The sequence below is a fragment of the Bifidobacterium bombi DSM 19703 genome (assembly GCF_000737845.1).
In the GTDB taxonomy this organism is placed as follows: Bacteria; Actinomycetota; Actinomycetes; order Actinomycetales; family Bifidobacteriaceae; genus Bifidobacterium; species Bifidobacterium bombi.
In genome coordinates this window covers 398,750-425,243 of the sequence record NZ_ATLK01000001.1, presented here as the reverse complement: position 1 = coordinate 425,243, position 26,494 = coordinate 398,750, and the positions used below count along the sequence as shown (strand labels likewise).

General features: G+C 56.1%; 19 protein-coding genes and 1 tRNA gene. 8 read left to right on the top strand and 12 right to left on the bottom strand.

The window, feature by feature from the left end:
• Positions 1 to 35: 35 nt before the first annotated feature.
• Both BBOMB_RS01595 and BBOMB_RS07470 read right to left on the bottom strand, forming a co-directional pair.
• Positions 36 to 1,793 (bottom strand): alpha/beta hydrolase, encoded by a 1,758-nt coding sequence (locus tag BBOMB_RS01595; RefSeq protein ID WP_238549851.1) that lies wholly within the window; start codon positions 1,791 to 1,793, stop codon positions 36 to 38.
• Between the two features lie 112 nt (positions 1,794 to 1,905).
• Positions 1,906 to 3,516 carry a DivIVA domain-containing protein gene (locus tag BBOMB_RS07470; protein WP_052377333.1) on the bottom strand — a complete coding sequence of 537 codons (1,611 nt, stop codon included), beginning with the start codon at positions 3,514 to 3,516 and terminating at the stop codon, positions 1,906 to 1,908.
• A 145-nt stretch (positions 3,517 to 3,661) separates the two neighbouring features.
• Here BBOMB_RS07470 and BBOMB_RS01585 point away from each other — a divergent pair.
• A tRNA-Val gene (locus BBOMB_RS01585) sits at positions 3,662 to 3,735 on the top strand.
• A gap of 221 nt (positions 3,736 to 3,956) precedes the next feature.
• Here BBOMB_RS01585 and BBOMB_RS01580 read toward each other — a convergent pair.
• A complete protein-coding gene (locus BBOMB_RS01580; protein WP_044086526.1) occupies positions 3,957 to 4,373 on the bottom strand; it encodes a DUF3052 domain-containing protein in 417 nt (138 codons plus the stop codon).
• A gap of 41 nt (positions 4,374 to 4,414) precedes the next feature.
• Positions 4,415 to 5,155 carry a S16 family serine protease gene (locus tag BBOMB_RS01575; protein ID WP_238549911.1) on the bottom strand — a complete coding sequence of 247 codons (741 nt, stop codon included), beginning with the start codon at positions 5,153 to 5,155 and terminating at the stop codon, positions 4,415 to 4,417.
• Positions 5,156 to 5,468: 313 nt separating this feature from the next.
• Between BBOMB_RS01575 and BBOMB_RS01570 the strand changes: the two genes are divergently transcribed.
• Entirely contained in the window at positions 5,469 to 7,064 is a 1,596-nt protein-coding gene (locus BBOMB_RS01570; protein WP_044086869.1) for a zinc-dependent metalloprotease, read from the top strand.
• A 130-nt stretch (positions 7,065 to 7,194) separates the two neighbouring features.
• On the opposite strand, the gene BBOMB_RS01565 is transcribed toward BBOMB_RS01570, so the two are convergent.
• A complete protein-coding gene (locus BBOMB_RS01565) occupies positions 7,195 to 8,694 on the bottom strand; it encodes an ATP-dependent helicase (protein ID WP_044086524.1) in 1,500 nt (499 codons plus the stop codon).
• 97 nt (positions 8,695 to 8,791) lie between these two features.
• On the opposite strand from BBOMB_RS01565, the gene BBOMB_RS01560 reads away from it, so the two are divergent.
• On the top strand, positions 8,792 to 10,411 hold the full coding sequence (locus BBOMB_RS01560) for a phosphotransferase (protein ID WP_152570090.1): 1,620 nt from the start codon (positions 8,792 to 8,794) through the stop codon (positions 10,409 to 10,411).
• 163 nt (positions 10,412 to 10,574) lie between these two features.
• Positions 10,575 to 10,796: a DUF3107 domain-containing protein gene (locus BBOMB_RS01555; RefSeq protein ID WP_044086522.1), complete on the top strand. Its 222-nt coding sequence runs from the start codon at positions 10,575 to 10,577 to the stop codon at positions 10,794 to 10,796.
• Positions 10,797 to 10,893: 97 nt separating this feature from the next.
• On the opposite strand, the gene BBOMB_RS01550 is transcribed toward BBOMB_RS01555, so the two are convergent.
• Positions 10,894 to 11,772: a PHP domain-containing protein gene (locus BBOMB_RS01550; RefSeq protein ID WP_044086520.1), complete on the bottom strand. Its 879-nt coding sequence runs from the start codon at positions 11,770 to 11,772 to the stop codon at positions 10,894 to 10,896.
• 296 nt (positions 11,773 to 12,068) lie between these two features.
• Between BBOMB_RS01550 and BBOMB_RS01545 the strand changes: the two genes are divergently transcribed.
• Positions 12,069 to 12,677, top strand: coding sequence for a vitamin K epoxide reductase family protein (locus BBOMB_RS01545; RefSeq protein WP_238549910.1), 609 nt, complete (start codon positions 12,069 to 12,071; stop codon positions 12,675 to 12,677).
• A gap of 121 nt (positions 12,678 to 12,798) precedes the next feature.
• Here BBOMB_RS01545 and BBOMB_RS01540 read toward each other — a convergent pair whose 3' ends face one another.
• Positions 12,799 to 13,800 (bottom strand): diaminopimelate epimerase, encoded by a 1,002-nt coding sequence (locus tag BBOMB_RS01540; RefSeq protein WP_044086518.1) that lies wholly within the window; start codon positions 13,798 to 13,800, stop codon positions 12,799 to 12,801.
• 151 nt (positions 13,801 to 13,951) lie between these two features.
• Here BBOMB_RS01540 and murI point away from each other — a divergent pair, with 151 nt between their 5' ends.
• A complete protein-coding gene (gene murI / locus BBOMB_RS01535; RefSeq protein WP_044086516.1) occupies positions 13,952 to 14,728 on the top strand; it encodes a glutamate racemase in 777 nt (258 codons plus the stop codon).
• A 107-nt stretch (positions 14,729 to 14,835) separates the two neighbouring features.
• On the top strand, positions 14,836 to 15,684 hold the full coding sequence (locus BBOMB_RS01530) for a patatin-like phospholipase family protein (RefSeq protein ID WP_044086514.1): 849 nt from the start codon (positions 14,836 to 14,838) through the stop codon (positions 15,682 to 15,684).
• A 60-nt stretch (positions 15,685 to 15,744) separates the two neighbouring features.
• On the opposite strand, the gene BBOMB_RS01525 is transcribed toward BBOMB_RS01530, so the two are convergent.
• A complete protein-coding gene (locus BBOMB_RS01525; protein WP_414133062.1) occupies positions 15,745 to 16,587 on the bottom strand; it encodes an SPFH domain-containing protein in 843 nt (280 codons plus the stop codon).
• A gap of 498 nt (positions 16,588 to 17,085) precedes the next feature.
• On the opposite strand from BBOMB_RS01525, the gene BBOMB_RS01520 reads away from it, so the two are divergent.
• A complete protein-coding gene (locus BBOMB_RS01520) occupies positions 17,086 to 18,480 on the top strand; it encodes an FAD-dependent oxidoreductase (protein ID WP_044086511.1) in 1,395 nt (464 codons plus the stop codon).
• Positions 18,481 to 18,759: 279 nt separating this feature from the next.
• On the opposite strand, the gene BBOMB_RS01515 is transcribed toward BBOMB_RS01520, so the two are convergent.
• The 4 genes from BBOMB_RS01515 to BBOMB_RS01500 form a co-directional block, all read right to left on the bottom strand.
• Positions 18,760 to 21,642 (bottom strand): ABC transporter ATP-binding protein/permease, encoded by a 2,883-nt coding sequence (locus BBOMB_RS01515; protein ID WP_044086865.1) that lies wholly within the window; start codon positions 21,640 to 21,642, stop codon positions 18,760 to 18,762.
• Positions 21,643 to 21,897: 255 nt separating this feature from the next.
• Positions 21,898 to 23,952: an elongation factor G gene (locus BBOMB_RS01510; RefSeq protein WP_044086510.1), complete on the bottom strand. Its 2,055-nt coding sequence runs from the start codon at positions 23,950 to 23,952 to the stop codon at positions 21,898 to 21,900.
• A 137-nt stretch (positions 23,953 to 24,089) separates the two neighbouring features.
• Entirely contained in the window at positions 24,090 to 25,313 is a 1,224-nt protein-coding gene (locus BBOMB_RS01505; RefSeq protein ID WP_052377331.1) for a serine hydrolase domain-containing protein, read from the bottom strand.
• Positions 25,314 to 25,584: 271 nt separating this feature from the next.
• Positions 25,585 to 26,472, bottom strand: a complete 888-nt coding sequence (locus tag BBOMB_RS01500; RefSeq protein ID WP_044086864.1) for a carbohydrate ABC transporter permease — start codon at positions 26,470 to 26,472, stop codon at positions 25,585 to 25,587.
• Positions 26,473 to 26,494: the final 22 nt, after the last annotated feature.

The window sequence follows — 26,494 nt, the reverse complement described above, 5'->3', positions numbered from 1 at the left end:
CCTCCTTACCCAAACCCGCCAAAAAGCAGTAGTCATCAGTATACGAAAATGCCCCAGAATGCAAAGAAGAGCAAAACTTGGAACATAGCCGCGGCTACGAACCAAAAAACAACACGCCCAAACATGGTGGTGGCAAGCACCGGGCCTCGTCCGTCTTCCTTCCACCGAGGAACCGACCCGTCATCTCCCCAGCTCGCGCCCGTAGGCAAATGCGGAAGACGGATGCGCCTGGACCGGGCCAACTCCACAAGACGCACCACGACATCGGCCCATGCCCAAACGATCGCCGTTCCGGCCACCTGTATGACGGGCCAGCTCCAATTCATCACACCCGGATTCTCAGTCGGCGCCCCACCCCAGACGAGCCTGACGACCGCCAGAATAACCTGTCCGAGGCCGGCGACGAACAGTGCCAAAGTGCAAATCGTGGTGATGGAGATCGCCAGCAACGCGCCGGCGAAACCATTGAGCAAACCGAATACCGGTCGTTTGTCTGAATGAAGCAGACGCAACACTTTCATGACAAGTGCTGCGACGCACATGAGAATCGCCACCAACAGCGTCGCTAGCATGCACCCATGCAGCGCCACGCCGTAAATCGTCAACGCACGATTAGGCTCAAGTTCCTTAGGCACAGCAATGCTCTGCTCCAGCGTCTTGCCGGCTACCGATTCGCTGCTTTGTGTCAGCCCCGCCACGGTGCCTACAGCCCAATCCGTCGCATCCTTCTCGTATTGATCCGCGAGCGGGGTGCCAAGCTCGGCTTCATCTCCCAAACGAAGCACATGATTGGCAACAGGATAGCTTCGGACGGTCACATTCGTGTTACCTGCTTGACGGGCGGAGCGATAGATGTGACGCACATCATCGACCTGGGCGGTCATGACGTCTTTGGAGCCATAGGCGACCAAGGTCGGCACGGCATAGGCTTCGGGAAGGTCCACCGGAACATCGAGATTGTACAGCCCGAACATGTCGCTGTCGATGTGGAACAGTCTTCTGACTATTGATTGATATCCTTGGTTCGCTCCCACAAGCGAAAAGTCCTGAGCTATAAAGAAGCCTAGGGAGTGCCGGGGCTTATAGACCATCGGGCTCAACAGGATCTGGAAGGCGATCCGCTTGTCGTTCCTGATCACATACGGTGATATCCATGTACTCTCCGACGTGGCGTATAGACCCACATTCCCCGGGTCGACTTCAGGTAGGGAACGTAGATAATCGACGACCTGTCCATATGCTTTCGCTGAAGCCGGATAATCGCGTGTCAGGTCGTTTGTCGACCACACAGGCTTATCAAGGACCGCCGTCACGAACCCGGCGGATGAGAAATCCTCTGCGACGTCACCGAACGAATCATCACAGGTCCCGTAACCCGCTCCATGCATGAACACCACTGCCGGCAGCTTCGGTGAAGCCGACACGTTCGATGACTGCGCAACCTGTGGCTCACGAATGTTGACCCGTATATGCTGGACCTCGCCCGTGGATGGGCGCCTGGCATCGACGGTAATATGCCTGCTTCGGACCGTGTCGTCACCCAGTCTGGCAAGTCGGACGCCTCGCGGGTTGTCGAAAGTGACGTCGGTGTTGCGCGAAAGTGTCTCGATTCTCTGATTCGTGGGATCCGTCTTCCATGGCACCAGCGTCAGACCGGATATAGAAACCAACAGTCCAAGAAGTATCACGAACACGGGTAGCGTCGAAACGATCCGTCGGCCAAACCACGCCGACTGCGAAACACGCTGATCCGCCTTCCCGTTCGTATTGCTTTCCTGTTGCCTTGTATCCATTCGAAAACCTGTTTGCGTCATCCGGCAAGACGCATCCGCACAGAAGCATCCGCCGGCCTCCCCGCTTCTGTCACCGACGACGTGACTAAGTCACCGAGGAGACCCTGCTTTTTTATTCCTTATGCTGGTCGTCATCGTCATCAAGATCAGGGAAGCTCAGATTCGGTATCCCCAACTCATCGTCATGCGGCACAAACAACCAGTCATCCACATCGACGAAAGACGGCACTTCTTCGGTATGTCCTGATGAAGGTCCGAAACCGCCTGCCTGCTCCGGAACTTCCAGTTGCGGCAACGCGGGCTTGAATACCTCTGTGTCCGTAGAATCCTCATCCTTGCTTTTCTCGCTGGCCGAATGAGAACCAGCATCAGCCGAGGTCTTACCCGCATCGAAGATGTGCGAAACATCAGTATGTGCGGACGGTTCGGCTTTTTCTTCGGTTGTCTGCGCCAAGGCGGCTAATGAGGAGTTCCCCTCGGACGACTCTTCGGCACTGAAATCCCGTTGACCATGTTCATCGGACTGCGCAGCCTGAGCCGTCCCCTGCTCGACCGCATCCGCAGAGCGGTTCAAATCCGTCTCGAGCGGAGACAAAGGATTCATCGGCCGGGCGGAACCGGTTGGAGCTGACGGTGGAGTGACCGTACTGACCGACTTAGTGGAATCAGTGAAAGTCGTCCGATCTACTGGCGCCGACGAGTTCATCCGATGGGCATGGTCTGCTGTTTTGACCGAAGCTACCGGTTTGACGGGGTTGTCCTCGTTTCCTGCGGAATTGAACACCGCCCGTTCTTCCTCATGCACATCCGAAAACGAGATGTCTCCGTCGGAAGAGGCTTCGTCATGTGCGTTCGCATCCGCGTCATCACGCTCGGGAGCAAAGGAAATAGGTTCGTCATCGCCGGAAACGGAGCTTTTGGCATACGGAACCGTAATGTTGCCGGGGAACAACGGCGGCACCGGAACCGAGGAGCCGGAATTGAGCCCGACGATCGGCTGCTCACTGCGGACACCGGTGCGGGTTCCTTGGGCATCGCCCTGCACGGACAGTTGCGTGGAGGCGGAATCGTCCTCCTGCGGAACGCTGTCTTGAAGACGCTCGTACGACTCCATACGATTGAGCAGGTCAGAACAACACGCAAGATAATAATCGACCTGACGCTCGTCATAACCACGCGCGCCCTTCTTCTGGGTGAAAATCGAATTGGACACCCTTACCGCATTGACATCGGCAAGCTTCTTGGCCTCCTTTTCGTTCCAAGGAGTAATGCCCAGTTCCATGCGTGCCTTGTCCATGATCATGTCAACAAGTTGATCCACCTGTTTGATGCAATAGGATGGCTTCCTGTTCTTTCCACGCGCGAAACGCTGCTTCGCGGCCCGTTGGGTGTGTTCAGCCAACCCATGATACAGCGAATCGGTGCGCGCCCTCCAAGCCTCGCTCCCATTTGCGCTAAGTTCATACACCGTCTGACGGTCGGACACCGCTTGAGCCAATCGATCCAAAGCGGCATCGACCTGGCCTATCATGTAGCCATCTTTCACCAAACGAAAGGCGGCGTTCTGGATGTCTTCAAGTTTCAGTGACATATCCTGGGCGTCGTATTTGGCGTGTGCGTTCTCAAGAAAGGCATCCACCTGATCGGTGGCGTACCCACGCCTATGCTTACCCACACGCTCAAATCTTGGCAGCTTCTGACTTTCCTTTTTCGTTTGGGTCATGTCCCTGCTCCTTATGATTTCCTGTTATGCCAACCAGCCTACGCGAGCGTTACGACTCTGAGAGACACATGAATCGCGCTGCCCGCGACACCACATGACCCGCCTTGGCCGCACGATGCGCTACAGTATGTGATTGTTCTTCGACGGGCGATTAGCTCAGCTGGTTAGAGCGCCACCTTTACACGGTGGATGTCGGGGGTTCGAGTCCCTCATCGCCCACTTCATTCAGTCTCTTTGAACCAGGCATTCCGACGCTATATCCATACACTACCCGTCAACGCATCGAACCGACGTCGAGCCCGCAGAACCGCACAAGACGGAGCCAATGCTTCATCCATCGAACAAGCGGTATACGCATTCCGGCTTAGAATCATGCCTACGCGGAATCCTTCGGTGAAGATGCGAAACAGACCCGCCCAAGCTCAGAGAGCGAACCGACTTCAGCGTCCTGAACCGAACGGTCGCAACCTAACGCCGTTCCAGTCATCTGCCACTGTCAACGGCGTGGCAGCATTCATACCCGCCGTCTTGGCGGCGGAAGGTATGACGTTGGGGCTTGCAGCGCCTGAACGACGCGGCTTCGGAGTGATGACCCAAATCGGTGCACCCTTTTCGAGGATGGCAGAGGCATCCATGATAGTGTCCGCCAAAGCGTCTTCGTCGTCTCCATCGCGCCACCAGATGATGACCCCGTCAACAGCCGATCCGTAATCCTCGTCGACCAGGTCCTGGCCGGTCAAACCTTCGATTTTCTGGCGGACGGAATCGTCCACATCATCGTCCCACAGCCATTCCTGGACGACGTCGCCTGAGCGAAAACCGAATTCTTCAGCGTTTTGAGATGCCGTTTCATTCACAAGTACACTATAACAAAGCCGGCGAACAGAGCAAAGCGCCCCTAAGACCTATTATCTGCTACCCGGCAATGGGGCAACGAGCCGCCCTTCCCTTCACCGATCGCCTTCAACGCAGCATAGGCTCCATCAAGGTCGTCAACCGCCACATCCCGCAATCCAGAAGGAACATGACCGACCACCTCACCGCAATTCGAACGTGGTGCCAGGAACCAGGTGGCGCCATCACGTCTGGCACCAATCATTTTCAACCGGATGCCGCCAATGGCTCCGACTTTACCAGAAGCACTCATTGTGCCGGTGCCGGCTATGACATTTCCGCCGGTCTCATCGATCGCGGTGAGTTTGTCGATGATTCCCAAGGAGTACATCATACCGGCCGACGGGCCTCCGACACCGTCCATGTGGACGCTGATTTCAGCGTCGGAGACATCGGTGCCGTGCTTTTTCGAGAACGCGAGTGCGGCAGCCACGGAGGAATCCTGGGATTGCTTCATCTGGTTGGATGATTTCTTCGAGTATTCATCGGCGCTCTGTCCAGGAGTGAACACGGCCTCGCTGGGCAATACCTCTTGCTCCGGGTCTAGGACCGCAGGAACGGTGTCCGCAAGCGAGGCTTCATAACCCGGAACGCCTCGTGCACTGACGGTAAGAAGCAGAAGGCGCCCATGACCATGATCGTAGTGCCTGACACCTCGTATTCTGATGACAGGTTTGCCATCGACCGTTCCGAGAACGTCTTGGGTGGGACCAGCCGTCTCGATAACATACGGGCTAGGAAGCACAAGTGACAAGAGGCATAACAAGACACATACAATACCGGTGAAGTGACATGCCAGGAACCACCTCGAGTCGAACCTCTCCTTGTTCGCGAGACCGCATCGACCGAGATACGGCGCAGCTCCTGATCGGCCGCCGTCAACGCGCGATTTTTTCGCTTCTTTCATCACGGAACACTATACTATGCGCCTGGTGCGAAAGCATGGCGGAAGACCATGGAAACAAATATCATGGTTCTTAGAGCATAGGTTGCATACCGATTTGATGCCCTGTTGCACGCACAACGCGAGAAAATGGCACTACTGGAAGGCTGGAATGATGGACGAAAACGCGATACACCAATGGCTGATTGACTGCTTCGGCCAAATACAGGGTGAGATGGCGTGGAACCAGATTCAGGCCATGCCCGATATGATCAAGGATCAGTTGTTTGGTTCGGATGTCTCGCAACTCCCCAAACCCAGCGAAGTACAGGCCATAATGAAAGCATTCACCGCTAATGCGATGAACCAGACACAAGGCAATGGGGATGGCGGCCAAAACGAAGCGGTCAATCTGGATATTGCTTCGTCGATTGCGCTTTCACAGGCCAACGACGAAACCAGCGAGAAATCCGTGAACGCCACGACTGGCGCAGCCGTCCGCCAGGCAATGACCGAAGCCAATCTTTGGCTCGATTCTGCATGCGGCATCAACCCTGCTCCAGGCGAAGGTAAGGTGTTCACGCGTGCCGACTGGGTCAATGACACGCTCGACTCATGGGCGAAATTCGCCCTTCCCGTAGCGAGGTCCACGAACGAGGCTTTGGCGGCCGTCCTTTCCGAACGCTTCGGAGACACGGAAATATCAGGCATATTCGCCGGTCCGATACCCATCTCACTTCCTGACGGTATGAAGAGTCCCTCCAGCATCATCAAACTACTCGGCACTACGGCATTCTCCATGCAGCTTGGGCATGCGGCCGGCGTGCTTTCACATGAGGTCAGGGGAAGTTTTGACCAAGGCATCGCCTTCGGCAAGAACCCCGCCGGAGGTCTGATCGCACAAAACGCAATCGAATATGCTAAATCGTTGAACTTGGAAACCAGCGAGGTTCTTTCGTATCTCGCTTTGCAGGAGGTTGCACACGCCAGACTGTTCGCAAACGTGCCGTGGCTGATGCCTAGGTTCGAGGCACTCATAGGCAAATACGCCAGAGGCGTCAACATCGATCTTGACGCCGTCGAGGAACAGTTGCGCGATGCCGCCACCATGGACCCCGAGTCCATCTCCGGTGCCGTCGATATCACGAAAGTCGCCATTCCCGACACACCGGAACAGACCGAGGCGCTGCACGCGCTGGAAACGTTGATGGCCCTGGTTGAAGGGTGGGTCGACGCGGTGACGTGGAAGGCCGGCATGGCGCACGTTCCCCATATCGAACAATTGCGTGAGATGACACGACGCCAATGGGCCACCGGAGGCCCGGCGGAACAGACGTTCAAATCCCTCATCGGCCTGGAACTTAGACCCAAGAGGATGCGTGAAGCGGCGGCTCTTTGGGAGCGGATAGGCTCCCTCGATGGCATTCAGGCCCGGGATGAGAAATGGGGACATCCCGATCTGTTGCCAAGTCTCGCAGATGGCCCTGAAGTGAAGAGCCCGAGCCCCGCATCAGGGCAATTCGAGCAGCCAGAAGTTCCACAGGACGAGGCCGCTGCTGCAAGGTCCGATATGACAGGGCACGATGAAACGGATGCCGACGCTTCGGATTCACAGTCAGATGCGAAGAATCCCACCAGCGGGAACGACGAAACGGCGCATCATGACCCCTCAGCCATAGATTGGGATGCCGAACTCGACAGACTACTGGAGGAAGAGCAGGGCCATGATGACGGATCACCCGAAGAGACAAACGACGATACCGGTCGGTGATCTCTGCGGCACCTGCACGCATCGGTACATCCGGATCAGCTGCGAAAAGCCTGAGATGCAACGACCATCCGAGGCATGCGGACGAAACCAAGAACGGGCGCTTTGAACAGGCCAACCGTCCGCGCGGCCTTTACAAAAACCTGCTGGGCGAACGTCGGAACGATCTTGTCTCGTCCTGAGCACGGGCGTATGAGATATGCAACGTGTCCTCGGCGCGGGTGACGCCCACATACAGGAGTCTGCGTTCTTCTTCGAGGACATTGCCCGGACCCGGCGAACCGAATGGAATGAGCCCCTCCGAGCATCCTATGAGAAACACATGCTTGAACTCCAAGCCTTTCGAGGCATGGATGGTGGAAACGCTTACCGCGCCTGCGGCCCGCAGACCCAGCGCCTCCAGTGCTTCGCGCCTTGATTCGTTCGTATCCTCAAGCACCCCACCGACAGCCCCCAGGCCGGCATCACGCCTTAACCGGTAACGCAACCCCTCGGCGCGCAGGGCACGGCAGACTTTGGCATGTTGGGAATTCACCCGGGTAAGCACAGCACAATCCGAGATATCCGCTCCCTGCCTGATCAGCTTCACAATGCGGCTGGCCACGGCGCGAGCCTCTTCGTCATCGTTATCATAAACCCTACGCTCCACGCGCACCCCGTCATCTCTTACCGCGGAAAGCCTGAGGTAGTCGGCACGCATCGGGGAATGGGAAAGCACGGTGTTGGCTATTGCCACGACCTGCGGCGTGGACCGGTAGTCACGTCCGAGTTCGACGTTCGCACACAGCGGGGCGAACTCCTCGTCGAATCGCAGAAGATAGTAGCTGTTGGCACCTGCGAAAGAATAAATCGTCTGAGCGGGATCGCCTACGACACAGATGTCTCGGTTGCCGTCAAGCCATAGTGTCATCAGCAGATGCTGCAACGCCGACACGTCCTGGTACTCATCGACCGTGAGGTGACCGACTGCGGACCGTATCGGACCGGCGGCCTCCGGAAAATCGGTGAGCACATGGCAGTCCATGAGCAGGATGTCGTTGAAATCCATCTCGCCTCTGGCGCTTTTTTCCTGTTCGTATGCGACGTATATGTCAGCGAATCGCCCCGGAGAGAGTCCTGCCGGCGGCACTCGGTGATATGCGGAGCATACACGCTGATAATCCTCGGGTGTCACGAGTGAGACCTTCGCCCAGTTAATCTCCGCTACGATGTCACGGATATCGCCGTCACCAAAACGATCGTGATCGTCGAACCGATTGACCACCTGCTGCATGATCGCACCTACATCGGAAACCACATGAGGAAACGGCGAATCGCTGATGATCCCCCATGAAGCGCGCAACTGCCGCAGTGCCTCGGAATGAAACGTCGCCGCCCGCACGCCGTGCGCCACACCGAGCGCATCCAATCGCGAACGCATCTGTGCTGCGGCCTTGACGGAGAAAGTCACGGCGAGCACACGTACCGGATCGAACTGGCCTGTGGCGCAGCCGTAAGCGATGCGGCGCGTCACCGTGCGAGTCTTCCCGGCGCCCGCACCGGCGATGATACGCACTGGTCCATGCAGCGTCGTGGCTGCGAGGCGTTGGGACTCATCCAAGCCTTCTAGAATCGTGTTCGACAAGTCTTCCATGTCTCCATTGTCGCAGTAACCAGTGCAGTTGGTCAAGGGGTCACAGCGCCGGCCGCCGACTAAACCACAAGGCCATGCGATGCAGTAAAGTAGAGGTGTGACTCTACATAGCAAGCTAACTTTGGCCGCACTCGCCTCCGATGCGATGCCTTCGATCACCGTCGCCGGTGTACGAGACGCGAAGCAGACCAACGAAACGGACAACGATGCTGCAATAGCTTATGCAGTCGTGCAGGACACCTCCGGACGACTGTATGACATATACGCCTCACATGAGCACGAGGGCGACACCCGACTGGCGCAGAGGGCGAAGGCGGCAAAGTTGCTGTCCCATACCGAAGGCCTGAATGGGCTCGGCTTTTTGATGGACGCTTATTGCACGTTCAAACCAGCATCGTCGCAAGGGTCGGGCATCCAGGAGGCGGTACTGGTCACGCCGCACATCAACGGTGAATGCCGTTCACTGGACCTGCTTACTTTGGAGGACTGCGCAAGCGTCGGAACCGCCATTGGCACAATTCATCGTCTTAACGCCGACTTCCTGAAAAAAACTCAGTATCCGTCATTCAACAACGGTGAGATCCGCAATCAACTCGCACAATGGATCAAACGTCTGCAACGGGCCGGGCATGTACCAGGGGCAATCACCACGAACTGGTCGAAGGTCATCGATACCGATGGGATTTGGGAGTTCTCCACCTGCTTCACGCATGGAGGCTTCCAGGACGGCGACTTCGTTTTCTCCGATTCGACCATCAACGCCATAACCAACTGGCAGCGCATGCAGGTCAACGATCCCGCGCGAGACCTGGCCTGGACATTCGCCAAACTAGATACCGAGCATCGCAACCAGGTGCTGAGCGCCTACGGAAGCATGATGGGCTCCAGACTGGATGATCTGATCATGATTCGAGCCAACCTGTGGCTGCAGATGGAACAGGTCGGTGAGTTCATCGCGGCCATGAAACGCGGGGACAATGCGCAGATTGTTCGTTTCAAGGCGCAGGTGGAACGATTGGCCCACGAACTGACGGTCATCACCAACCGGAAGAACGCCAAAACCGCCGAGGCGCTCCATGCGCGGGTCGGATTACTTTCGCCCGACAGTCCGAAGCACGGCGTTCAGACACAAGATACGGTACCCGGACGCTATGACGTTGATTCACACAATGTCGAGGAAATGAACGATGCCTACGATAAGACAAGTTCCACCGAAATACGCAATTCTCTGAGTGGGACGAACACAGAAGTATTCGGAACACAAGACATCCGCTCGGTACTGGCGAGGGACGGCGAACCTTTTGACGGGTACGCATCGAATAAACCCGGTGAATACGACGGTGATGACACCGCGCAACGTGCTAGGCTTCAGGGGAAGTCTCGGACAAGCCAGGATGAACCTTCCCTATCGGCATCTGCTGCCCCAGGGGGCATCAACAAAGACCAGAATCCGGATAACACGAGAGTTAGCGCAGCGGCACAGGATTCACGGACCGATAAGAAGTCCGATATCTCTTCGTCCACGACCATCACGCTTGAAAAACCGCGGCACCCGTCAGACGACGAACAGTCAAACGTACAAGGACGAGGCGCAGACGTGGAGACCCAGCTCATACCGAAGTTCGAGCAGGAGAAACTGGCCATCCACGACGCTCAGGACGGCTTGGACGAGTACGAGGAACGCGCAGGCGGCGACCAACGCACGAACGACAAGTAAACCTCATTATCCATCATTTCTCGTCATGCCCGGGAGAAGCTGAAAGCGAACACCCCGCTGCGCAGCCGAGTGACTTGAGGGACAATGGGAACAAACGTCCGACCACCGGGTCGGTCATACCGGGCGAAAGCGCTGCTTCGCCGAAAAGGAAAGAGGATTATTCATGGACGTCGAATTTGGCATTCAAAACGTGGCTCGACCAATCAACTTCAGCACCTCGCAAAGCGCTGACGAAATGGCAACGGTCATCGACGGAGCGCTCAAAGCGGGGACCCAGATCGAGATCACGGATGACAAGGGCCGTCGTATCATCGTGCCTGCGAAAGCCCTGGGCTATGCGATAGTCGGTTCCGAAACCAAGCACGCCGTGGGCTTCGGACATTGATGCCGATTCGTCGGTTCAAAGCCGCTTCCGTCGCCATTCTTGGCTGATTCGTACATGCAACCGTATAAAAACGTAAGGCGAGGGCGCAGGTCTGTATTCAACGCGCCTTCGCTGACTTCTCCAGTATCATCTCAACGACGCGGTCGTCAGTAAGGTTCTCTCCCAAGAGATTGGGCTTGCCGTCGCCGTGCCAGTCAGAACCGCCCGTGACCAGCAAACCGTAGCGATGGGCAAGCTCAAGCAACCTTCGACGTTGCGTTTCATCATTGCCGCGATGCCTTACTTCGAGCCCACCAAGACCCATATGCGCAAGCGTCCTGATCTGCGAATCGGAAAGCAGCACACAATTGCGTGAACGATCGCCGGGGTGAGCGATGACGCTCACGCCTCCCGCAGCGGCGATGACCTGCACCACATCCCCTGCGTCAGGTGACGCCGTGGGAATGTAATAAGGACTTGAGGACGACACTACTCCGGCGAATGCTTCCGAACGATTGCGGTAGACTCCGGCCGCGACCAGCGCGTCCGCAATGTGCGGCCGTCCCACCGTGGTCCTCTCCCCCCGTTTGGCCTGTTCCATCACGGCATCCCATGTGATGGGAAAATCCTTGGAAAGTGAAGCCACCATGGCCTTCGCACGATCGATTCGGGCGTTCCTCGTGCGCTCAAACAACTCTGATACGCGTTCATCCGCGCGGTTGTATTGATACGCAAGAACATGAACCGACACTTTACCGAATTGGGCGGTGACTTCGGTACCGAACAGCAGTGGGACATGGTAGTGAAGCGATGCTGCGCGAGCCTCATCCCATCCCTCGGAAGTATCATGGTCGGTTATCGCCGCTCCATGAAGCCCAGACTGTGATGCCTCACGGACCAGTTCGGTAGGGGTTTTGGTACCATCGGAACAGATGGTATGACAATGAAGATCCCATCCGGTGATCGGGTTGAATACGGTATCCGTAGCATCAGTCATACTACCATCGTAGGCCCATCCCTTCCAATCGGCTTACGAATAGGTCGTCATAAGGAAAGACGGTAGACATGTCGGAAAGACACGACGCTAGGCACAAGGTCAACAACATGCGGGAGGAGGAGACGGAATCGATTCTCGGAGTAGAGAATAGATCGGGCACCCAAGATTTCGACGACGTCGAAATCGATGAGCTCGGAAGCTACGACACGAACGGCAAACAATCCGTCGTTGAGCCGAATAGGGCCATCAATTACAGCCATTACCACGGCAAGAGGCCTGCAAGGACGGACGGATATCTGCCGGGCTTCATACACGGCCACGTCTGGACCTATCTCATTGTCCTGATTGCATCGGTTTGCGGTCTGTTCGCATCCCTCATCCTTGCCGCTGAAACGCTCCAACTCGCACGCCATCCAAACAGCAGGCTGGGCTGCGATGTCAATACGGTGCTTTCGTGCTCCACAGTGGCGGAATCGCCGCAGGCCGAGATAGTGAAGTTTCTAGGTCTAAGCTTCCCGAACGCCTTCTTCGGCATTGCTGCGTTCAGCGTCTTCATCACCCTCGCGGTCATTGGGTTGTGCAACTCTCCGGTGCCGCGCTGGCTTGCCACATGCACTTGGTTGGGTGGATTGGCCGCACTGTGCTACGCTTACTGGCTTTCATATCAATCGGTGTTCGTTATCAGGGCGTTGTGCCCTTGGTGCCTGTTCATGATGTTCTCCACAACCATCCTTTTCATGGCCCTCAGCCATGCGACGGTCACGGTTCAGAACATACCCCGCAACAATCGTCATCTGCGCAACTATTATCGTCTGCACTACGATCTAATGCTTGACGTGGTCTGGCTCCTCGCCATCATCGCGCTGATCATCTTCAAGGAAGGCCCTGCGCTGTTCGCCGTCTGAACATCCGGTTCGGATTATTCCGCCACCGCTCCATATCGATACGTCATGTGCCGATGTGTAGCGGGATCATCCCAACCGGCCACTGAGAGGCCTTATAAGCGACTGGTCGTACGCCAAGCATTCACCATAATTCGACGCACCCGACCAACGCGGCGTTTCCTGTGAGTTTCACGTCTTCGTCACTCACTGAGACGTGAAGCACCCCGCCACGAACCCGGATGTCCCATTCATCGATGCCGGTCTTCTTCGACAAGGTCACTGCTGTGGCCCCCAACCCGGTGCCGCACGACAGCGTCTCGCCGCATCCACGTTCGAATACTCTCATGGTCGCCGCGCCACAACCTTGTGAATCTTCGATTCCGTCGATCCGCACGAACTCCACGTTTTGCCCCGTTGCAATGCACGGTTCGACAGAGGGAGGCCAGGACAAATCCAGAGCATCCACGTCAGGCAGCACACTCATCCCTTCACCTGCGCGTAGGGATGAGTCAAGACGTCCCAATGCACCGCCATCCCCTTCTCGTCGGTCCTCGACCCAACCGTTCCGGTCTCGACTGTTCCCGCCACGACCAGCTTCCACCACAACCACGTGAGGATTGCCCATATCAACGAACGTGCCGGACCATGAACCAGCAACACCAGGCAACGACACCCTATACGCATCCTGATGCACAGCACGGGATCCGCCAAGCGAAACCTCGAAGACGGCGTCGCCGTAAGGATACATAGATCCTAAGGAACGCAAGGTCCTGACCCCGGCACGAGTTCCCAGCACAAACGGTTCACCCCCGGGCTGATCGGCCAGGCCTTCATGTTGTGCGAACAAAGCCACAGCCCTGGTTCCGTTGCCGCACATCTCCGCAAGAGAACCGTCCGCATTGCGGTAATCCATGAACCACAAAGCCCCTACATGATGGCAAGCGTGAAGCATTCCGGCGTCGATGTCGGAAACGGCTTCTGGATGAGCCACACGGATTAGTCCATCGGCACCGATACCGAAATGCCGGTCGCACAACCTGCGCACCTCATCGCATGTAGGCTCATATACGCCTTGGGAATCGATATAAAGGAGGAAATCATTCCCCGTTGCCTGCGCCTTGCATACGAACTTCGGAAGAGTCATTCGTCCAGTTTACCGGCCGGCCAAAACTTCACTCTGATCCACGGTGTGCCAATGGTCAGTGCGGAAACTTTGCCCTCGACGATATTGCGCCATATGTGTAGACTGATAGTGCCGAAAATGGTAGTCCGCATCGTTCCAGGAGGCATAGGGCATGGTTTCAGTCGCTCCCATCGGCGTGTTTGATTCAGGCTTAGGCGGCATATCGGTGGTACGAGAGATGAGACTTCTCATGCCGAGCGAGCGGATCATATATTTCGGGGATTCCGCAAACGCGCCATATGGCACGAAAACGCCGCAGCAGGTCAGAGAGCTTTCCTTCCGAATCGTCAAGCGCTTTGCGCAGGAACAGGTCAAGGCAATTGTGATCGCCTGCAACACAGCCACCTCTGCCGCTGTCAACGACCTTCGGAAAATGTATGACTTTCCGATCGTAAGCATGGAGCCTGCACTGAAACCCGCCTGCGATCGGGGAAACGGCAAGGGGCAGCGCATCATCGTAGCCGCGACCGAGCTGACCCTCCGAGAACGTAAATTCTCCGACCTTATGCGACGATTTGAAGATGACAATACCATTTATCGACAGCCCTGCCCCAAACTCGTGGAAGTCGTAGAACGTGGTCTCATCGATGATTACGATCTGGTCATGGCCACCCTGCACGAATATTTCGACCGGTATGATCTGGCTAGTGTGGACTCCGTTGTTCTAGGATGCACGCATTTCGTGTTTTACCGTGATTATTTCAAAGAACTGTTGCCACAACGAACGGCCATCATCGACGGAAACGAGGGCACAGCACGACATCTAAGAAATTTGCTGGGCACGAGGAATGAACTCGCTCCGTCCGAAACGAAAGGAAGCGTGATCCTCCGCAATTCCGATTCCAGCGAACGTATGAGAGAGCTTTCACAACGGATGCTTGATCGCTGACGAACCCCACATTTAAGCGCAGAACGATAGTTCGATGCCTCGCGTAGGCTGAAACATGGATGGTTCTCATTCATGCCATAAAGGACTCGGGGAAAGAAAGGAACGACATGACGAAAAAGACCGCAATCATAGACGTCGGAGGCGGATTCCGGGGAATTTACGGTGCCGGAGTGACCGATCTGATGTTGGACGAAGGTATCAGCGTCGATCATGCCTACGGTGTCTCGGCCGGCAGCGCCGACCTGTTCTCCTTCCTGTGCAACCAGCGAGGGCGCACCTACAAGTTCTATACCGATTATGCCTTCCGTAAGGAGTATGCGAGCGCGTCGAACTATGTCAAGACACGCAACTTTGTGGATCTGGACTACGTATACGGCACGCTATCGAACCATGACGGCGAGTATCCTTGCGACTATGACGCCTATGAGGCCAACCCGACCGATTTCACGGTAGTGGCATGCAATGGAAACACCGGCAGCGCCATCTACTTCGGCAGAGAAAGCATCAGCCGAGACAACTACGACGTTATGAAGGCATCCTCGGCGCTACCCATAGCCGGAGAACCCTATGTGATTAACGGCATTCCTTATTTCGACGGCGGCTTGGCCGATCCGGTGCCGGTAAGCAAGGCCTTCGACGACGGTGCCGACCGCATCATCCTGGTCCTCACCCACGAATACGACTTCATCAGGCAAGCTAAGAAGGACGCAATTCCCGCCGCCCTGCTCAGCCACTCCTACCCCGCCGCGGCGCACAGGCTCCTGATGCGCTACAAAACCTACAACGACGAAGTAGCCTTGGCGAAGAAATACGAGACGGAAGGCAAAGTGCTCATCTTGGCACCCGATAATCTGTATGGTCTCAACACGCTTTCACGAAACTTGGACGGGTTGAAGAAAATGTACCAAGAGGGGTATGAGGATGCCAAGGCAGTCCTGTCATTCCTCGACGAATGACAGGACTGCGCATGGGCAGACCGGGAGATGCCGCGAGCAGACCGTGTCATTGCTCGAAGGTCACCGTGCCGCATCCGTCGAAAGCGTGGCCTGCGTCATCTGATCGAACAATTCGTTGTAGCCCCCGGGCGTAGCCGAAGGCAGTACGACAGTTTTGGCGTTCGGAGATTCACTCAATGAACGCATCACGTCAAGGTACTGATTGAACAGTACGACGTTGTTGACGGAATCAATGTCCATGCCAACGGCCTGCAAACTTTTGATCTGATCGACGATGCCGTTGGCGATCTCACGTCGGTAGTTGGCTTGTCCCTCACCCTGCAAGCGTGTCTTCTCTGCATCAGCCGTGGCTTGGGTCTCGATTTGGATGCGTTGGGCGTCGGCACGCTGGCGAGTTGCCTCTTTCTCCCGTTGTGCTGCATTGATGGAATCCATAGCGGTCTTGACCGCAGGGCTGGGGTCAATGGCAGTAATCAGCGTCTTGATGACAGTGAAGCCGAAACGAACCATTTCACCACCGACTGTCTTCTGCACATCTGCGGCGACATCGTCCTTACGAGCGAAGGCATCATCCAGCGAAAGCATGGGTATCGCACTGCGCAACGCATCCTCAACGTAGCTGCGCAGCTGCCCAGCCGGATCTCCAAGCTCGTAATAGGCAGTTGATACATTGCGCGGATCAACACGGAATTGCACAGAAGCAACGACCGTGACGAACACGTTGTCGAGAGTCTTAGTCTCCAGCTTCACATTGAGTTGGTTAACACGCAGATTCGTCCGCGTCGCGATGCGATCAACTAACGGCACCTTGACATGAATGCCCGCAAACTGAACGCTTTGGAACCGCCCGAAACGTTCGATGATGTACGCCTGTTGTTGGGGTACCACGAATACAGCCGACATGAGCACAACGATGACGACCACCGCCAAGACAACCGGAAGAAATACCGCAAACGCGCCTGAATCCATAATCATCTCCTTGTTATACGTTCATTTCGTTGAAAAGAACATCTACCACAATAAATATCGACTGTATGCCACATCAAGCTTCGGGGACATAAACCGTATACCCTTTCATGATAGCAAAGTGTTCTGAAAACATCTCGATTTAAGCACACCGGACTTCACAATAGTTACCAATCTGTTCCTATATAACGACGATCTCACATATTTGTTTTATATGCATATATAGTTGTGAATAAGTCTTAGGTCATTATTATGTACAGCTGTAAACACTATTCATTTTTTATTTCTTTCATCTATCGCACTATTTATTTTTGCCGAAAGTATTTCTATATTACGAGTTATAATAGCGATAAAGATTTATCACGTTCAGGAGTCGATTTCGTTGATGCCACCAGACTTCTGCGAAGTCTTCTCTTTTGACGCACGAGGGGATTTATGGTAAAAGTTGCAGTAATCGGATGCACGCATGCAGGAACTCAGGCGACGGTCTCCATGCTTCGCGATCATCCGGATTGGAGTGTGGATGTATTCGAGCGTAATGATACGATATCATTCATTTCAGCTGCCATAGCACCATGGGTCGGCGGCGAGGTGAGCGACACCACGGAAATGTTTTGTTTCAGTCCTGAACAGCTGAAAAAACTTGGTGCCCGCATGCACATGCTCACTGAAGTGGTGGATGTCAACATCAATGAAAGCAGTCTGACAGCCAAAGACATGCGCACCGGTAAAACAACGCGCTATAATTTCGACAAACTCGTGGTTGCAAGCGGGTCAAAGCCAGCCATCCCGGCCATCCAAGGAATCGATGCGGGAAGGAAAAACGGCAAGATTCTGACGTGCAAGAACTACCATGACGCGGAACTTATAGTCCAGAAGGCGGAGAACATCAAATCCGTCATCGTCGTGGGAGCTGGATACATAGGATCCGAACTCGCGGAACAGTTCAGCAGTAAAGGCGTCCAGACAACGCTCATCGATGCCCTGCCCCACATCTTAGGAAACGAATATGATGCGGATGTCATCAGTAAGGCTGAAGACGAGTTTAAATCGCACGGGGTGACATTGGCGCTCAACCAAAAGGTGGTTGCTTTCCACCAAAATACAGGAAGAAACGGCGTTGATGAAAGTCAGATCACGGCCGTGACGGAATTGGGATCCTACAACGCCGATCTGGTGATCATGGGAGTGGGGCTCATTCCCAACACAAGCTTCATTTCGTCACAACTGCACACCCTTGGATACGGAGCGATTATTGTAGATGACTTTATGCGCGCGTCCAACGTAAACGGCGAAATCCTGACCAATGTATTCGCTGCGGGTGACTGCGCGACAGTACATTTCAACCCTACAGATAGTGACGAATACCGCCCACTTGTCTCTAGTGCCTTGCGCCAAGGCATTCTCGCCGGAAAGAACATCGCCGGCCCCGTCGAGGCATACATGGGTACACAAGGCACGACAGCGGTCAAGCTGTACGACATGTGCTTAGCATCGAGTGGACTAACGCTGGAACGCGCGAAACGTCGGCACATCAACGCAGCATCGACGACTATAACAACGGACTACCGATCCTCCTTTATGCCAGCGAACACCCCGGTGACAGCAACGTTGATCTGGAGAAAATCCGGGGTGAAACAAATATTAGGCGCCCAATTCGCCGCCAAACACGATATCTCCATGGCTGCTGATCTCATATCCGCGGCCATCCAAGCGAATTTCACGGTCCGCCAGCTTGCGGGCCTCGACCAGTTTTACCAGCCCAATTTCAGCAAACCGATCAACTTTATCTCCGAAGTCGCTTCGAAGGCCCTGACTCAGGGAAAGTAACATAACCTTTCTTCCGGCTCCGTCGAAACCGGTTTCGACGGAGCCGGACTTCATATCCGTGAGCAACCAGAAGAATCAGAATCAGAGTTTGCTCACGCACCCAGATTTTCCGATCGTGTCAAACACCAACTTACGCGCGAAGGTGGCCCGTTCCAACGCTGTTTCAGTGACGTGAGACAACCAAAGCAACAACGCTACTCAAAAAAACGATCCTAGCCCCGCCGAGATCGGAACGGCTCTCGAACCGGTCCTTCTGAAGACCACGGCTGGGCGCACTGATCATTCGGTACGCAACGCCGTCGCTGGATCCTGCTTGGCGGCCTTATGCGAAGGTATGATTCCCCCGATCAAAGTCAGGACCATTGACAGCAGGATCAACGCCACCGCGCCTCCCACCGGCAGTGAGGCCGATACCTGCGTAGTGCCCATGAAATGGTGCAGGATCGAATTGCCTGGAACCAGCAGCAGCAACGTGACCAGAATGCCCAGCAGACCCGAACAAAGGCCGATGATTCCCGTCTCCGCATCGAAGACCTGGGAGACATTGTGTTTGGAAGCGCCCATCGCTCGCAGAATACCTATCTCCTTGGTACGTTCAAGCACGGATATGTACGTGATGATGCCGATCATGATCGACGAGACCACAAGGGAGATACCGACGAAAGCAATGAGTACATAGGTGATCACATTGATGATGGTGGTCACGGAGTTCATCATCAGGCCCACATAGTCCGTATACACGATCTTGTCGGCCTTATGTTTGACGGTTTTGTTGTAATGGTCGATGGAGCTTACCACGGAGTTCTTCGCCTCGAAGCTGTCGACGTAGATCTTGATTCCGCTCGGCGCGTCATGCCCTACCACGCCAAAGGCCGAAAGATTGTCTTTGTATGTCCCAGCGGAGATGAATTTGTCATAGATGGTGACCAGATCGTCCTGCGAGGCGTGGGCGATGTATGCATCGAACTGATCGGATATCTGCTGCTCCGTCATACCTCCTGCACCAACTGCGGGCGAAGCGCCAAAACCTGAAACCGCTCCAGGCGTCGTACCCTGAACCCCGGCCCCTGCTTCCGGTGCAGGCTGGCCCTGGGCACCTTGCCCCTGATCTGACTGTGCTTTGCTGAGCACCAAGGACCGCGCCATCTTCACCTTACCGCTGACATCCTGGCCGGCCACGAATTTTCTGGCGTCTTCCGCCTTGGCCGCCGCATCGGCGGGTTTGAAACTCAAACCGTTCAGGACGTTGTGCGAGGGATCGGCTTCCTGACCGGTGACGACAGGGCTTTTGCTGGCACCTTCGATGAGGCTGTCCGTGAGCATGCGGGTGTAGCCCACGCCGGCGGGCAGCGGTAACGTCTTGGCTGAATCCACGGGTTTGACGATACCGACGACCTTCAATTTCATGGCGGCATCTGCCAAATGTGAAACCTGGCTGCCGTCGTCGCCTACGAAATCGTAGTTTCCGTCCGCCCCTTTCTGATACAAGTCGTAGGCGGGCACCAAGGAAAGCTCATGATCCATAACTGTCTTGAAATCGATCTTGCCGATCTTAGGATCGACCTTACGGCCGCTGTTGAGCTCACCCATCATGGAGTTGTAATCGCTTTCGGGCAACAGCCCAAGACCATACAGCGTGGCTATAGGGACCTGGTTGTTGTGGTCGAGCACCAGCACCACCTGATCTTTCGACTTGGGCCACGAACCGGAAAGCACCTTGTAATTGTCGTGTACCACCGAGCTGATTCGCGTCTCATCCTTGGCACTGGGCATGATCTCATTGAATGAATTCGGTTTTTCGTTCTGGTTCGAGCTCTTGCCCGTCAGCATCGACATCTGTGTGGATTGCAAGGACTCCAGGCTCTGACCGGTGGAAAGATTGGTCAGCTTCGAAGTGGCCGCCTGATCGTGGTCGGCACCGATATCGACCCCGTCCGCGCTGACCAGCACACCTTTCGGATCCTTGCTATACACGGAGAACTTGGCATCATACGAGTACTGGATACCGTTCGAACCCACGTAACGGTGTATGTCGTTCTTGGGGTCGTCAAGATATTTCTTGAACGCGCTCAGGTTGTTTTCGGTGATGCTGCTCGTAAGGTTCGAGGTTTTTTTGATGGCTGAATCGTCCGCGTAGACACCGTCGTTATGTTTCGAGGGTTCCTTGGATGTGGACTCGTCCGCAGCATCGGCGTTCGTCGCCATGAGGTCACCTACATCGAACGATTTCGCCTGGATGGACAGGGGATACGAGGTCATGGTGTCACGCTGTATATTTTCAATGTAACGGTTCACTCCAGTTGAAACCGAAAGAATCAACGCGATGCCGATGATGCCGATGGAACCTGCGAACGACGTCAAAAACGTGCGTCCCTTCTTGGTTTTCAGGTTATTGAAACTCAGTGCAATCGAGGTGGCCAACGACATCGAGGCGCGTCCCAAGTTGCGATGCCGCACCGGCGCCTGGGCCTGAGCTTCGTCAAGTTCGAACGGATCGGAGTCGCCGCGTATGACGCCGTCCTGCAACCTCACAATGCGGGTGGCATATTCCTGTGCGAGTTCAGGATTATGGGTGACCATGACCACTAGACGGTCCTTCGCCACGTTCTTGAGCAGCTCCATGATCTGGACGCTTGTTTCAGAGTCCAAGGCGCCAGTAGGTTCGTCCGCCAGAACGATGTCCGGATTGTTGACCAAGGCGCGGGCTATGGCCACACGTTGCATCTGACCGCCCGAGAGCTGATTCGGCAGTTTGTCGACGTGCTCGCCCAGACCCACCTCCTGCAGAGCACGGCGCGCGCGTTCCCTGCGTTCCTTGCGGCCCACGCCGGAAATGGTGAGCGCCAATTCGACGTTCGACAGAATCGTCTGATGTCCGATGAGGTTGTAGCTTTGGAAGACAAACCCGACGGTGTGGTTGCGGTAGGAATCCCAGTCCCTATCGGTGTAGCGTCTCGTAGAGGTGCCGTTGATCACGAGATCGCCGCCGTCATAGCGGTCGAGGCCTCCGATGATGTTGAGCAGCGTGGTCTTGCCCGATCCGCTGGGACCCAGGATTGCGACGAACTCGCTGTCGCGCAGGTTCAGACTCACCGAGTCGAGAGCCTTCTGCACGAAGTCGCCTGTTTTGTACTGTTTGCTGATGTTCTCAACCCGAAGCATAACGCCCTCACTTTTGCAGGACGTTCCGGTGCTTGCACCGGAACGTCCCCACCTGCCCTGTTCGCCTTGATGAAGCTGGGCGAAACGGCTCGACACCTTTTACCGGCCACCCAGACCCAGACTCCTCGAGCCGCATTGCCGTATACGCCGACCTTGCGGCATGACCACGCTGAAAAGCCTTCACTCAGTTATACACCTGCGGGTAGGGCCAATCAACCAAAGCCCCAGAACGTGAGCGTGGGCATGCCGGGCACATCAGGTACGCTCCGAGTCCGCTCCCCCTAAGGCGTCCACATGGGCGAAATCCGGTACGCGATTCCATTTCACGGCGTACCCTGAGCCATGGGCGCAGAACACGGAATCAGGTATGTTGTCCATATCCTGCTCAGGGTCGTAACCAGCCGAGGCGATGACCTCATCGGCATTATGGCATGGCTCGTAGCCTGAAAAGACGCATTCGAGGCTGCCTTTCCCGTGCGTGTAGACGTTCACTTCCATGGCGTAATCGCTCATCGACTCAACGGGGGCGTACCCTTCCAGTATCGCTTCGTCACCGTCGGCCTCGGGCGCCTCGTACCGGCCGCCCATGCGTTCCACGTCCGACATGGCCCGTCCTAGGTGAGTCTGCCCGACGCGCAGGGAAAACCTGTACCACGGCTCGAGCAACATGCACTTGCCACGGCTGCGAAGCTGCATCAAGCCCTGGCGCACCGCCCGGTAAGTGGCTTCACGGAAATCGCCTCCCTCGGTGTGTTTCTCGTGGCCCCGACCGGCGATCAACGAGATGCGCATGTCCGTTATCGGAGCCCCGATGAGCACGCCGGCATGCTCCTTCTCACGCAGGTGAGTGAGCACCAGATGCTGCCAGTTGCCCGCGAGTGCGTCCGAACCGCATTGGGAATCGAACACGAGTCCGCTCCCCCGCTGCCCGGGTCTCAATTCGAGGTGCACCTCGGCATAATGACGCAGGGGTTCGAAATGGCCGATTCCTTCGCCGCACGCGGTGACGGTCTCAAGATACAGAACCCCACCCTTGTTGAACGTCACCTCGATGCCGTATCGCTCTCTGAGCGTTTCACAGAGCACATCGATCTGCACCGGCCCCATGAGCTGCACCTGAATCTCGTTGAGACGGGCGACCCACCGTACCCGCAACGACGGGTCCTCGTCCTCCAACTCGTGCAGCGCCGCGATGACCTTATGTAGGTCCTGGCCCGGCTGCGTCACGACCCGGTACGTCAACACCGGTCTCAGTTCGCTCGCCGCACCGTCACGCTCAAATCCCATCCCTTGGCCAGGGTAGGTATGTTCAAGTCCTGTCAGGGCGCATATGGTGCCCGACGGTGCCTCAGGGGCAAGTTCGAACTTCACTCCGTCATACAGTCGAATCTGATCGATCTTCTCCCGATAGCTCCCACGCCCGGCCATGGAGGACGACGAAACCAAGTCCGACGACACGGCCTGCTGCGGTGCATGCAAGTCGAGCACGGATTTCACCGGCAGCGACCCACCCGTGATTTTGACCCAGGTGAGCCTGGAACCGTCGCGATCATGGGAGACCTTGAACACCCGGGCTCCAAACTCTTCACCATAGGAGGGCGGACACATATAGGCGGCTATCCCGTCGAGGAACTCATCCACTCCCCGAAGCCTGAGCGCCGATCCGAAGTAGCACGGGAACACCTTGCGACCGGCCACCATCGAGCGCAATGTGGCGTTCGAGAGTCTGCCACATTCCAGGAATTCGTCCACCGCCGAAATGCCGTCGTCTCCATCCAGCAATGCCACATCCTCGCGCTCGGCCGGCTGTGGCGCGCAGGGATCGCTGAAATCCACGCACGCGGCGGAGAGCTGGCTCCCCAATTCGCGCATCACATACCTCCGGTCGGCTCCGGCGGCATCCATTTTGTTGACGAAAACGAACACCGGGATGTGATGACGTTCCAACAGATTCCACAGCGTACGGGTGTGGCCCTGCACGCCGTCGGCGGCGCTGACGACGACAATCGCGTAATCCAACACGGCAAGCGTGCGCTCGGTTTCGGCGGCGAAGTCCACATGCCCCGGGGTGTCGAGCAGGGTCATCTCCATCCCACCGTAATGGACCACGGCATTCTTGGAGAAAATGGTGATTCCGCGGTTGCGTTCCATCGCATCGGTGTCAAGAAAAGCGTCGCCGTCATCCACCCGCCCAAGCCGGCGGATTTCGCCGCTACGGTACAACATGGCCTCGCACAGCGTGGTCTTGCCGGCATCCACATGGGCCAGCACACCCACGGTGATGCGTTTCGCACACCACTTGTCATCCATCACAGAATCGCCTCCTGCATACCCTTATTACAATTACATGAGGGAATGGGCATGCACTACACCCGGGCGGCCACGCCACCTGTCATCGAGCCAAACCTCTCATCAATCGACAAGCAGATGCGAGACCACGATGTTCCTCACCTTGCGTGTGAACGACGTGGTTCCTGCATTGGTGATCTGGTACATAAGCAATATCGTCGAATCCGTCGCCGGGTCGTTGCTGAAGAAGGTGCCCAGCCAGCCGTCCCAACCGTACTCGCTACGTGACACAGCATATCCGACATTCCGGGATGCTCGACCACCCGTACCAGATTGTTGTAGCACTGTCCGTGAGCCTTGTCCCAATAGCCTTCCGGTGTGGCAGTAGGCTCGTGCATGAATCGCGCGGTGGCAGGTTGCATTATTCTCTCCCCATTGAACTCGCCGTCGTTGAGCAGCATCCGCCCGAAGCGCGCATAGTCGTCGAGCGTGGACTTGAGCCCCGCTCCCCCAGCCTGATACGCCGGATCGTTTAATGGGACATATTCCACACCCAGATGATCAGTACGTATCTCGTGAAGCGGCGCATCCGCGTTGACACGCTCCATCGGATCGTGGGGATTGTCGTAGACCGCAGCCAGACGCGGCAGCTTGCGCTCAGGTACATAAAAGGCCGTATCATTCATACCCAAGGGTTCGAAGATCTGCGTACGAAGGAAATCACCGAAACGCATGCCGCTTGCCACCTCCACCACGGCACCGAGCACATCGGCGGATGTGCCGTACATCCATTGTGTTCCCGGCTGGAATCGCAACGGACCCTCTCCAAGCCTGTTCGCAAGTTCGACGGTACCCATGGGATTGTCGGTGTGTAGTCTGCGGTCCACCTCGGCGAACACCTGCGCCGCGTATCTGCCGGCATCGCAGGTAGGATCCGGATAGGGCAAGCCCGATGTCATCGTCAAAAGGTTCTTGATGGTCATCTCATTGTTCGCGTCCACCGTAGGAAAGCCAGATTTCTCGATGGCACCCTGAGCTTCGTCGAAGCCCTTGTACTCGGTGGAGACCCGTTGGTTCTTGAATCCGGGAAGAAAATCGCTTACGGGCTGTGCCAAATCCACGAGTCCACGTTCAAGGAGCATCATCGTTGCGACCCCGGTTATGGGTTTGGTCTGCGAGTATAGCCTGAAGATGGTGTCCCGCGTCATCGGTTCATCCCGTTCGATGGAGCGTTTTCCGGACTCCACATACCATCGTTCCTGACCGTGCTGCTGTACGAGCAGTGCCACACCGGCCAGTTCCTCACGGTCCACTTCCCGGTCACACGCCTCCTGCAACAGCTTCAACACTTCCTTGTCATCGCCGTTCACGCCATTCACCATTGCACACCTCCCAGTCGTCGATGCAGGCCGACAAACACACTTTACAATGACGGCACAGCTGAAACGCTGGAACGGACTGCAACTGGATCGGCACCCGCCTTCATCCATCCCATGGAGCAACATCCTGCTCCCCCCACCGAACACAACATGTCCCCGTTGCCTTGGCGGTAGTTCTTTGGAACAAAACACCAAGGCAAGAGGAACGCATGGTCATCCTACGGTTCAACAAACCGTCGCACACCATCAGTGCCGCAAGGCAATGCCATTCTTACTACTTCACCGCGCCACGCATCACTCCGCCTACGACCCACTTCTGAGCGAATACATAGACGATGAGAATCGGGGCCATGGCCATGAGGTAGCTGGCGAACGCCATCGGGTAGTTCGTGGCGAACTGCGAGCTGAACACGTACTGAGCCAACGGAATGGTCTGGTTGCTCTGATCCGTCAGTACGATGAGCGGCATCAGGAAATCGTTCCAGGCCCACAGAGCCGTCAGGATGGCGATGGTAGCGTTGATAGGCCCCATCAAGGGGAAAATGATCCTCCAGAAGATGGTCCACGTGCTGGCGCCGTCTATGCGGGCGGCCTCTTCCAACGAAACCGGAATCGAACGGATGAATCCTGTGGCGATGAACAGGTTCGTACCCAAGCCAAGCACCATGTACAGGATGATCAGGCCGACGGTGTTGTCCAAGTGCAGCGACCCCATCTGCTTCGCCAAAGGCAGCATGATGACCGGGAAGGGGACGAACATGGCCGCGATGAAGAAGTAGTAGACGCAACGGAAGAAGAGCTTGTCCATGTTGCGGGCCACTGCGTAGGCGACGAAGGTGTTCGTCAGCAGCGTCAGGATGACGGCGGCTATCGTGACGATCGCGGAGTTCAACGCCGCCTTGGGGAAGTTCACCTTGACCGAGGCGTCAGCGAAATTGTGCCAGTTCCAGGAATCCGGCAGGCTGAAGGTGCCGGCAGTAGCCGGCGTCTTGAGAGCCGTCACGAGCGTGAAGTACAGCGGAACCAGCACAATCAGCGAAAGCAGCGCTATGATGGCCGTCAGCCACCAGTTGATGTTGTGGTCACGCTTGTAGACCTTTTTCTTCCCGCTGCCAGAGCTCTCGGCGCTTGCCACGGCGGGAGCCTGCGTGGAGGGTGTCATAGCCATATCCGTTGTTTGCATT